Source organism: Halomonas sp., assembly GCF_041689495.1.
Taxonomy (GTDB): Bacteria; Pseudomonadota; Gammaproteobacteria; order Pseudomonadales; family Halomonadaceae; genus Halomonas.
Genome location: NZ_JBDNGD010000163.1, coordinates 1 through 9,547, shown reverse-complemented (window position 1 = coordinate 9,547; position 9,547 = coordinate 1). Strand labels below are relative to the sequence as shown.

The 9,547-nt window shown below is 61.8% G+C and carries 12 protein-coding genes and 1 pseudogene; 1 reads left to right on the top strand and 12 read right to left on the bottom strand.

The features are described 5' to 3' along the window. Positions 1–127 precede the first annotated feature (127 nt). A complete protein-coding gene (gene elbB / locus ACESMD_RS05700; protein ID WP_372611158.1) occupies positions 128–790 on the top strand; it encodes an isoprenoid biosynthesis glyoxalase ElbB in 663 nt (220 codons plus the stop codon). 10 nt (positions 791–800) lie between these two features. On the opposite strand, the gene tatC is transcribed toward elbB, so the two are convergent. The 12 genes and pseudogenes from tatC to ACESMD_RS05640 all read right to left on the bottom strand — a co-directional run. Beyond that, positions 801–1,568, bottom strand: a complete 768-nt coding sequence (gene tatC / locus ACESMD_RS05695) for a twin-arginine translocase subunit TatC (protein WP_372611156.1) — start codon at positions 1,566–1,568, stop codon at positions 801–803. Further along, entirely contained in the window at positions 1,565–2,017 is a 453-nt protein-coding gene (gene tatB / locus ACESMD_RS05690) for a Sec-independent protein translocase protein TatB (RefSeq protein ID WP_372611154.1), read from the bottom strand. The genes tatC and tatB overlap by 4 nt, the downstream gene beginning before the upstream one ends. A gap of 6 nt (positions 2,018–2,023) precedes the next feature. After that, the gene (gene tatA / locus ACESMD_RS05685; RefSeq protein WP_372611152.1) at positions 2,024–2,296 is read right to left on the bottom strand and encodes a Sec-independent protein translocase subunit TatA; all 273 of its coding nucleotides are present in this window, start codon (positions 2,294–2,296) and stop codon (positions 2,024–2,026) included. Positions 2,297–2,337: 41 nt separating this feature from the next. After that, the gene (locus ACESMD_RS05680; RefSeq protein ID WP_372611150.1) at positions 2,338–2,673 is read right to left on the bottom strand and encodes a phosphoribosyl-ATP diphosphatase; all 336 of its coding nucleotides are present in this window, start codon (positions 2,671–2,673) and stop codon (positions 2,338–2,340) included. A gap of 41 nt (positions 2,674–2,714) precedes the next feature. Further along, on the bottom strand, positions 2,715–4,337 hold the full coding sequence (gene ubiB / locus ACESMD_RS05675) for a ubiquinone biosynthesis regulatory protein kinase UbiB (protein WP_372611160.1): 1,623 nt from the start codon (positions 4,335–4,337) through the stop codon (positions 2,715–2,717). Between the two features lie 2 nt (positions 4,338–4,339). Then, positions 4,340–4,969: an SCP2 domain-containing protein gene (locus tag ACESMD_RS05670; protein WP_372611148.1), complete on the bottom strand. Its 630-nt coding sequence runs from the start codon at positions 4,967–4,969 to the stop codon at positions 4,340–4,342. Beyond that, positions 4,969–5,724, bottom strand: coding sequence for a bifunctional demethylmenaquinone methyltransferase/2-methoxy-6-polyprenyl-1,4-benzoquinol methylase UbiE (ubiE, locus tag ACESMD_RS05665; protein WP_372611146.1), 756 nt, complete (start codon positions 5,722–5,724; stop codon positions 4,969–4,971). The genes ACESMD_RS05670 and ubiE overlap by 1 nt, the downstream gene beginning before the upstream one ends. Before the next feature lie 130 nt (positions 5,725–5,854). Next, a complete protein-coding gene (locus ACESMD_RS05660) occupies positions 5,855–6,238 on the bottom strand; it encodes a gamma-butyrobetaine hydroxylase-like domain-containing protein (protein WP_372611144.1) in 384 nt (127 codons plus the stop codon). A gap of 10 nt (positions 6,239–6,248) precedes the next feature. Beyond that, the gene (hslU, locus tag ACESMD_RS05655; protein ID WP_372611142.1) at positions 6,249–7,571 is read right to left on the bottom strand and encodes an ATP-dependent protease ATPase subunit HslU; all 1,323 of its coding nucleotides are present in this window, start codon (positions 7,569–7,571) and stop codon (positions 6,249–6,251) included. A 2-nt stretch (positions 7,572–7,573) separates the two neighbouring features. Beyond that, the gene (gene hslV / locus ACESMD_RS05650; protein ID WP_372611140.1) at positions 7,574–8,092 is read right to left on the bottom strand and encodes an ATP-dependent protease subunit HslV; all 519 of its coding nucleotides are present in this window, start codon (positions 8,090–8,092) and stop codon (positions 7,574–7,576) included. A 344-nt stretch (positions 8,093–8,436) separates the two neighbouring features. Next, entirely contained in the window at positions 8,437–8,724 is a 288-nt protein-coding gene (locus ACESMD_RS05645) for a helix-turn-helix domain-containing protein (protein WP_372611138.1), read from the bottom strand. 52 nt (positions 8,725–8,776) lie between these two features. Next, positions 8,777–9,044 (bottom strand): annotated as a pseudogene (locus ACESMD_RS05640) (transposase); the annotation flags it as partial. Positions 9,045–9,547: the final 503 nt, after the last annotated feature.

The following is a 9,547-nucleotide window of genomic DNA, read 5'->3' as shown; positions in this document are numbered from 1 at the left end:
TATGTACAGTATAGCGCTCGCCGCCATAAAGGAAAGCCGGGCTGACGATCGTTGCTAATCAGGAAAGTGTTTGGCTGGTTTTATCGACCCCGCCCTTCGGGCAGGTGTCCCTCTTTAGGAGAAAGTCATGAGCAAACGGGTGGCGGTCATCCTGTCGGGTTGCGGTGTGTTCGATGGTTCCGAGATCTACGAAACCACCCTGACCCTGCTTCGCCTCGACCAGTTGGGTATCGATTATCGCTGCTTTGCGCCGGATATCGAGCAGCATCATGTCGTCGATCACCGCAACGGCGAGGTGGTTCCCGGCGAGACACGCCATGTGCTGGTGGAGTCTGCGCGTCTGGCTCGTGGAGAGATTGCTCCCCTGTCGGAGCTCGCCTCGGATGATTTCGGTGCGGTGATCGTGCCCGGAGGATTCGGCGCCACCAAGAACCTGTCGGATTTTGCCCAGGCCGGGGATGGCATGCAGGTACTCGGCGAACTGGTCGAGGTCCTCGAGGGCTTCCATCGAGACCGCAAGCCGATCGGCATGATGTGCATCAGCCCGGTGATGGTGCCCCGGTTATTGGGTCCCGGCATCTCGGTGACCATCGGTCATGCCCCGGGTGTCTCCGGTGCGATCAGCGCCATGGGCGGATTGCACCGCAGCTGCAGCGTCGAGGATATCGTGGTCGATTTCGAGAATCGCGTGGTGACCACGCCGGCCTATATGCTCGCCACCCGTATCAGTGAGGCGGCGACGGGCATCTTCAAGCTGGTCGATCGCGTCAACGAGATGATGGAGCTGTAAGCGCCCAGCGCTAGGCGTCGTCTTCGTCCTCGTCTTCTTCACGCTTGCGCTTCACCAGACGACCGAACAGCAGGCCCACCTCGTAGAGCAGGTACATGGGTATTGCCAGCAGGCTCTGGGAGATGATGTCCGGCGGGGTGAGGAGCATGCCGATCACGAAACAGCCCAGCACGATATAGGGGCGCTTCTGCGACAGGCTTTCCACTGTGGTTGCGCCGGAGAGGATCATCAGGAAGGTGGCAATGGGGATCTCGAAGGCCACGCCGAAGGCGAAGAACAGCTTGAGAACGAAGTTGAGGTACTGGTTGATGTCGGTCATCACTGCCACGTCCTCCGGCCCGGTCTGGGTGAAGAACTCGAACAGGAGGGGAAACACGACGTAGTAGGCAAAGGCACCGCCCGCGTAGAAGAGTGCCACGCTGGAGGCGAGTATCGGCATCGCCAGAGCCTTCTCGTTGTCGTAGAGACCCGGCGCGACGAAGGACCAGGCTTGGTGGAGCACATAGGGGATGGCGATGAAGACGGCCACCACCAGCGTCAGCTTGAAGGGCGCCAGGAAGGGAGAGGCGACCTCGGTGGCGATCATCTGCGACCCTTCGGGCAACAGCTGCATCAACGGCTGTGCGACGAAGGTATAGATCTCGTTGGCGAAGGGGTAGAGACCCAGGAAGATCACCAGTATCGAGACCACGGCTCGCATCAGGCGCGAACGCAACTCGATCAGGTGCTCGATCAGTGGGGCCTGCTGTTCCTCCGGGGAGTCGCCGGTCTTGCTCATCGGGAGGTGGAGTCCTTGTCGGCATCGGCATGCGGTGCAGCGGCAGCATCGGGAATACTGGCCGGGGCATTGTCGTCAGCGGGCGTTTTTGCCGGCGCGTTGTCCGCCGATTTCTTGGCGGACGCCGCCTTCGGTGACGTCTCCGGTGAGGATGCGGAGCTCGACGGGTCTGACACGGCGGGTTTCGTGGGTTCGGCAATGCTTTCCACGTCGCGTTTGACCGTGTTGACGCTCTCGTCGAGCTTCTTCTGCTGCTCGTTGAGTTTCTGGCGCAGCTCTTCCGCCTCCAGCTGGGAATTGATCTCACGCTGCATGCCCGAGACGCTGCGCTTGATCTTGCCGATCCATAGACCCAGGGTCCGCGCGGCCTTGGGCAGACGCTCGGGTCCGAGTACCAGCAAGCCCACCACGCCGATGAGCAGCAGTTCGAGAAAGCCCATATCAAACATGGCGGTTTATTTACGCTCTTCCTGATCCTCGACCTTCCGCTCGGACTTGACGTCGTAGGTCTCGCCCTCGTCCTCATGGCTCACCTGAGCCAGGGGATCTTCCTCGGCCTTGTCCTTGTCCTTGTCTTCGGTCTTTTCGTTCTCGTGCATGGCCTTCTTGAAGCCCTTCACGGCACCACCCAGGTCACCGCCGACGTTGCGGAGCTTCTTGGTGCCGAAGATCAGGATGATGATGCCCAGAACGATCAGCAGCTGCCAGATACTGATACCACCTAACATAAGTCTTTCCTCTGATGTAGGGACAGGGAGGCCCTGAAATCCTATTGATGTCTTGATGCTTTCTCGTCGTGTCCGGACATGCCGAAGCGACGAGCCAGTTCGTCCAGTACGGCCTGATGACCGAGATCCAGGTGCGAGAGCATCACCAGGCTATGAAACCACAGGTCGGCCGTTTCGGCGATCAACGCTTGTCGTTCTGCGTCACCCCCCCGCTCGGCGTCCTTGGCGGCCAGCAGGGTCTCGGTGGCTTCTTCGCCGACTTTCTCAAGTATCTTGTTAAGGCCCTTGTGATGCAAGGCAGCAACATAAGATTGTTGCGGGTCGCCATGCCGCCGTTGTTCGAGCACGTCGTCAAGGCGATCCAGAATATCACTCATGGCTGATGTTTCCATTTCAGTGGGAGTATCGAATCGGCCCCTCAATGCCATGCCACCAGCACGAGGCCGATGGCGGCGGCGGCCAGGACCGGCCACGGCTGGCCCTGAGCCCATTGGCCGAGAGGTTGCCAGGCCAGGGCCAGGGCCGCCAGCAGCAACCCCAGGCGGAGCCGACGCTGGCGGCGTACCTGCTGGCGGAACCACTGGTGGATGCCGCTCATGGCCTGGGTCTGGCGAGCGGCCTGGTGATGGTGTCGATCGGCACGGGCCAGCACCCGGTAGGCGAGTACCGGTAACTCGGGTAGCTGGTGGGAGAGTTCGGGTGCCTGGCGCTTGAGAGAATCCCAGATTCCTCTGGCCCCGGTTCTTTCCCTCATCCATTGCTCGAGAAAGGGTTTGGCGGTGCTCCACAGGTCCAGGTCGGGATAGAGCTGGCGGCCCAGGCCCTCGATATTGAGCAGCGTCTTCTGCAGCAGGACCAGTTGAGGCTGCACCTCCATGTTGAAGCGCCGCGCCGTCTGGAAGAGCCCCAGAAGTACCTGGCCGAAGGAGATGTCCTTGAGGGGTTTCTCGAGGATCGGCTCGCAGACAGTGCGGATGGCCGCGGCGAACTCGTTGGCACGGGTATCCTCCCCGACCCAGCCCGACTCGATGTGCAAGGCGGCGACCTCGTAATAGTCCTGGCGAAAGAAAGCGAGCAGGTTGCGGGCCAGGTAATCCTGGTCTTCGCGGGTCAGGCTACCGACGATGCCGCAGTCGATGGCAATGTACTGTGGCTCCTGGAGATGGTCGAAGGAGACGAAGATATTGCCCGGATGCATGTCGGCATGGAAGAAATTGTCGCGGAAGACCTGGGCGAAGAACAGCTCGACGCCGCGCTCGGCGAGTTTCTTCAGGTCGGTGCCCTGGGCGTTCAGGGCATTGATGTCGGCGATGGGAACGCCGTAGATCCGTTCCTGGACCATGACGCGACGACGCGTCAGCGCCCAATGGATGGCCGGAACGAAGAGCAGCGGGGAATCCTTGAAGTTGCGCTTGAGTTGGGAGGTGTTGGCGGCCTCCTTCAAGAGGTCGAGTTCATCGAAGAGGGTCGCCTCGTAGTCGCGGACCACTTCCACCGGCCGCAGGCGCCGCGATTCCGGAGCCAAGGTCAGCAGTCTCGCCAACTGGTACATCAGCGCCATGTCCTGACGCAGGACCCGCTCGATGCCGGGACGGATGATCTTGGCTACCACGGCTTCGCCGCTGTGGAGCCTCGCACTATGGACCTGGGCGATGGAGGCGGAGGCGAGTGGTGTGGTGTCGAATTCGGCGAAAGCCGCCTCGATGGACATGCCGAGTTCCTGCTCTACCCGTGCCCTGGCCTGCTCCCCAGGGAAGGGGGGGACCTGGTCCTGGAGACGCTTGAGCTCGTCGGCGATGTCCTCGGGCAGGAGGTCGCGGCGGGTCGAGAGGACCTGGCCGAACTTGACGAAGATCGGTCCCAGCGACTCCAGGGCGAGTCGAAGCCGCGCTCCGCGAGAGCGTTCCCCTACAGGGAACAGGCGCAGGGGAGAGAGCGTGAAAAGGGTGCGAAGCCACCAGGGGAAACGCGCCATGGGCAAGAGGGTATCCAGTCGATAGCGGGTGACCACCCAGAGGATACGCATCAGGCGCAGAACCATGGTCATGCCTGCCCTCCCGAGAGGGACAGACGGCGTTCGATGCGCTCGACCCGGGCCTGCAGCCGGTCGGTGTCGATTTCCAGCTCGGTGAGGTGGTCGCGCACCACGCTTGCCTGGTGGCGACCGGGAAGCCAGCGCGCTTCCTCGAAGACGAACTCCGAGAGATCGGCGGCCAGTTCGTCCCGCGCACGTCGGCCCCAGCGGGCCGAGGCACGTAGCCTTTCCGCCAGGTCGTTGGCGGGTGCATCGCCCAGCCAGTTTGCCAGTTCGCCTTCCCAGTCCGGGTGCAAGTCCAGCAGCAGATCCTGGACCTCCTGAAGCAGAGGTGTGCGACCCCTCGTCTTCAGCTTGCCCTGGAAGATGAGGCGTTCGATGGAGGCGCCACCGAGCAGTGCACCGGCGGTCTCGGCATCGATTTCGACCACGGCATCATGGTCTTCCTCGACACCGGCATCCGGATAGCACAGCTCGATGCCCTCGGGGTGGAAGTGCATTTCCATGACAAGGCGGGGACTTTCCAGGCGCAGCAGGATTCGATGGCCAGCGAGTCGGGCCAGGCGGGAGGCGGATGCCGGGTCCCGTGCCAGCAGGGCATTGAGCGGGCGTTCGATGGCAGCGAGTCGCAGCGACATTACAGCTTGATACCCCGATGCAGAGCCACGACACCTCCGGTGAGGTTGGTGTATTCGACCCGCGACAGCCCGGCCGACTCCATCATGGCCTTCAGGGTATTCTGGTCGGGATGCATGCGGATCGACTCGGCCAGGTAGCGGTAGCTGTCGGCATCCTTGGCCACCAGCTCGCCGATCTTCGGCAGCAAGCGGAAGGAGTATTGGTCGTAGGCCTTCGAGAAGAGCGGGTTCACGGGCCTTGAGAACTCCAGCACCAGCAGGCGGCCGCCAGGCTTGAGTACCCGGGTCATGGAGGCCAGGGCGGATTCCTTGTCGGTGACGTTGCGCAGGCCGAAGGCGATGGTGAGGCAATCGAAGGTGTTGTCGGGAAAGGGCAGGCACTCGGCATTGGCCTGGACATACTCGACGTTGCCACCCACGCCCTTGTCGATGAGCTTGTCGCGACCCACTCGCAGCATGGATTCGTTGATGTCGGCCAGCACCACCCGACCGCGAGGGCCGACCCGCCGAGAAAACGCCAGCGTCAGGTCCCCGGTGCCGCCGGCGATGTCGAGCACGCTGTGGCCGGGCCGAACCCCCGAACGCTCTATGGTGAGCCGCTTCCAGAGCCGGTGGATGCCGAAGGACATCAGGTCGTTCATCACGTCGTAGCGGGTGGCCACAGAGTCGAAGACATGGGCCACGCGTGAGGCTTTCTCGTCGACGGGGACTTCCTGGTAGCCGAAATGCGTGGTGCGTTTATCGCTGGGGCTCATGGAGCAGGCTCCCGAATCGCTGCAGAGGATGGGAGGCGAAGGCCTCCGGATGGGCGCCATTGTAGCCTTCCCCGGACGCCGATGTCTTGACGCCGACACCTTTCGATGCCTCGGAAACGCCCGAGCCTCCCTACAGCTGTTTTATCTCGATGCTCAATGGCTCCCGTGAGGCACCGGCTTGCTCCAGGCGTTTCAGGTAGTCCGCCCAGTTGGCTTCACGGTCGCGTATCAGGTCATGCAGGTAGTCCCAACTGAAGAGGCCGCTGTCGTGGCCATCGTCGAAGTGAAGCTTGAGCGCATAGCGACCGGCCCGGCTGATGTCCTTCAGGCCGACATCCTTCTTGCCCACCTGCAGGGTGGCGGTATCGGGACCGTGGCCACGAACCTCGGCGGAGGGCGAGAAGACCCTCAGGTACTCCACCGACAGCCGATAGGACTCATCCTCGGCGTAGGTGAGCTCGAGTTCGCGTTCGTGCTTGTGGTAATGCACCTTGATGGGGATTGGGGCAGTCATGGGGTGACTCCTAGAGAATATACCTCGACAGGTCCTCATCCATCGCCAGTTCGCCGAGCTGGGAGTCCACATAGACGGCATCGATGGTCAGCGGGCTGCCGATGTCGGCGCCCTTGAAGGAGGCCTCCTCCAGGAGGCGCTCCATCACGGTATGCAAGCGGCGCGCACCGATATTCTCGGTTCCCTCGTTGACCTTCCAGGCGATCTCGGCGATGCGCTGGATGCCGTCCTCGGTGAAGGCGATATCCAGCCCCTCGGTGGCCAGGAGCGCCTGGTATTGTCGCGTCAGCGAGGCGGATGGCTCGGTCAGGATGCGCTTGAAGTCATCGGTAGACAGGGCATTGAGCTCGACGCGGATCGGCAACCGGCCCTGCAACTCGGGGATCAGGTCCGACGGACGCGACAGGTGGAAGGCACCCGAGGCGATGAAGAGGATGTGATCGGTCTTGACCATGCCGTGCTTGGTGGACACCGTGGAGCCCTCGATCAACGGTAGCAGATCCCGCTGGACGCCCTCGCGGGAGACCTCTCCACCGCTGGACTGGCCGCTGCCCTTGGTCACCTTGTCGATCTCGTCGAGAAAGACGATACCGTGCTGTTCCACCGCCTCGATGGCGCGATGCTTGATCTCTTCCTCGTTGACCAGCTTGGCGGCCTCCTCGTCGCGCAGCAGGGCGAAGGCATCCCTGACCGCGACACGGCGGGTTTCGGTCTTCTGTTTGCCCATGCCGGCGAAGAGGCTCTGCAGCTGGTTGGTCATCTCCTCCATGCCTGGCGGGGTCATGATGTCGATGCCCGACCCCTGGGGCGTGATCTCGATGTCGATCTCCTTGTCATCGAGCTGGCCCTCCCTGAGCTTCTTGCGGAAGACCTGGCGGGTCGAGCTGTCCTGGCGCGGCTGGTCTTCCTGGCCGCGGGGCGGCGGCAGCAGGGCGTCGAGAATACGGTCCTCGGCGGCGTCCTCGGCGCGGTGGCCCACCTCTTCCTTGGCCTGCTCACGCACCAGCTTGATGGCCGCTTCGGTCAAGTCACGGATGATCGAATCCACGTCGCGGCCCACATAGCCTACCTCGGTGAATTTCGTCGCCTCGACCTTGATGAAGGGCGCCCGGGCCAGCTTTGCCAGGCGGCGGGCGATCTCGGTCTTGCCGACACCGGTGGGACCGATCATCAGGATGTTCTTGGGTGTCACCTCGTGGCGCAGATCGTCCTCGAGTTGCATGCGACGCCAGCGATTGCGCAGGGCGATGGCCACGGCACGCTTGGCGTCCTGCTGGCCGATGATGAACTGATCCAGGGCGTGGACGATCTCGCGGGGGGTCATCTGGGTCATGATCAGAGCTCTTCCAGGGTGAAGTGGTGATTGGTGAAGACGCAGATGTCGGCGGCGATGGCCAGGGACTTCTCGGTGATCTCGCGGGCCGAAAGGTCGGTATTCTCGAGCAGAGCGCGGGCCGCGGCCTCGGCAAAGTTGCCACCGGAGCCGATGGCGATGATGCCGCGCTCGGGCTCCACCACATCGCCGTTGCCGGTGATGATCAGCGAGGCGTCCTTGTTGGCGACCGCGAGCAGGGCTTCCAGGCGTCGCAGCGCACGGTCGGTGCGCCAGTCCTTGGCGAGTTCCACCGCCGCCTTGACCAGGTTGCCCTGATACTTCTCCAACTGCGCCTCGAAACGCTCGAAGAGGGTGAAGGCATCGGCGGTACCACCGGCGAAGCCGGCGAGGACCTCGCCGCGATAGAGGCGACGCACCTTGCTGGCATTACCCTTCATCACGGTGTTGCCCAGGGATACCTGGCCGTCACCGGCCAATGCGACCTGGTTGCCGCGTCGCACGGAAATGATCGTGGTCATGGAGGGGACTCCTTGGAGGAAGCTGTGGCTCCCGGTGACTGTCGGCGCCGCGGGCTGACCCGGCCGCCGCGATATGAGCTCTCAAGGAAATGTGGGCGGTCGATGACGAATTCAAGGATACCGAGTCGATGGGCGCCTATCTCTTCGCCGGCTGGCGTTTGCGGGCTCCTGAGCCGTCAGGGAATCGAGCAGGAGGCTTCAGCGCCTCCGAGCCTGCAACTCACTGGGTCTGCAACTGATCTTACCCAGCATTTGTGGAAACCGGCCTAAGCGATCATTCGGGCCTCGAAGGCCTCTGGGCTGATCATCCCGATTGCACTGCCCATGGCGAGCGACTTCCCGGCTCACCGTGGAAGCAGAGCGTCCCAGCGGTGGGAGATCCGCCGAAAGGACAGGCCAACGGCGAGACCACGGGAGATCTTCTCCCGCTCAGCCAGGGTCAAGTGCCGACTGGATCGTGAACGGGGTTGCGGCGCGATACCACCGTTGGTGGACAGGACTCGATGCACCGACCCTGGATTCTGACAAAGTAACCGACTGATCTCACGTAACGATTGACCAGTTTGCCACTGCTCCCATGGTAGCTGCTTATGGTTTGTGGAGAGTCCTCTTGGCCGTCTTAGTATTGCCATGTCGTTCCTATATGGTGGCAGCGTTGCGATGATCAGTTGAGCGTAAAACGGCCTTTTTTATTATGGCCAATTCCTCTGATATTTCAGCGAGTTGCCGCTTAAGTCGTGCGTTCTCATCAGCCAGGGTTTGCTCACGCCCAGAGGTGTTTTTCTTCTGCTGGGCCTTGGCACGCCACTGTGTAGAGCTGGCTGGGCTGTAAGCCCAGATCACGTGCAGCACCGGCAACGCCCATTGGATCAGCGAGGATTAGCGCCTCCTCGCGATAGGCGTCGGTGTAACGAGCACGGGTCTTCTTCATCAGGGTAGCTTGCCTTGCCATGAGTCACGTCGAGCTCGTGCAGTATAGTGCCTTAATGGGGAGTCGACTGCTCCTGGGCAAGATCAGATAGACCTCGCGAACAATGCCAGACGCCATAGCGAAGACCCGTTCGGCCTGTTCCTTCCAGACGCCACGGGTGGCTTCGTAGAGCGCTGCTGTGGACATGCCCTAATGCCAACTGGGTGAGATACGGATGAGAAGCGAGGGTTCGGCGATATGCATCAGAAGAAATTATCCAAGAAATTCCATGATCCTTATACTAGGCTGTCTACTCAGGTATTAAAATGATTTCCGAGAGGCTATCTTATGGCGAACGAAAATGAAGCAGGTGTTATTCGGGTTACCGGAACCGCACGCATTGAAGCCCTGTGTGTCAACCTGATCCCAGACAGTCACTTGACGGGATAACATGGATCTCAGGGCTATGAAAACAGGATTACAGACAGTGCCTAAAGCCCCATCAACCCTGCCCGACACGCAGGTCGAGCCCAAGGCCTCGCTGG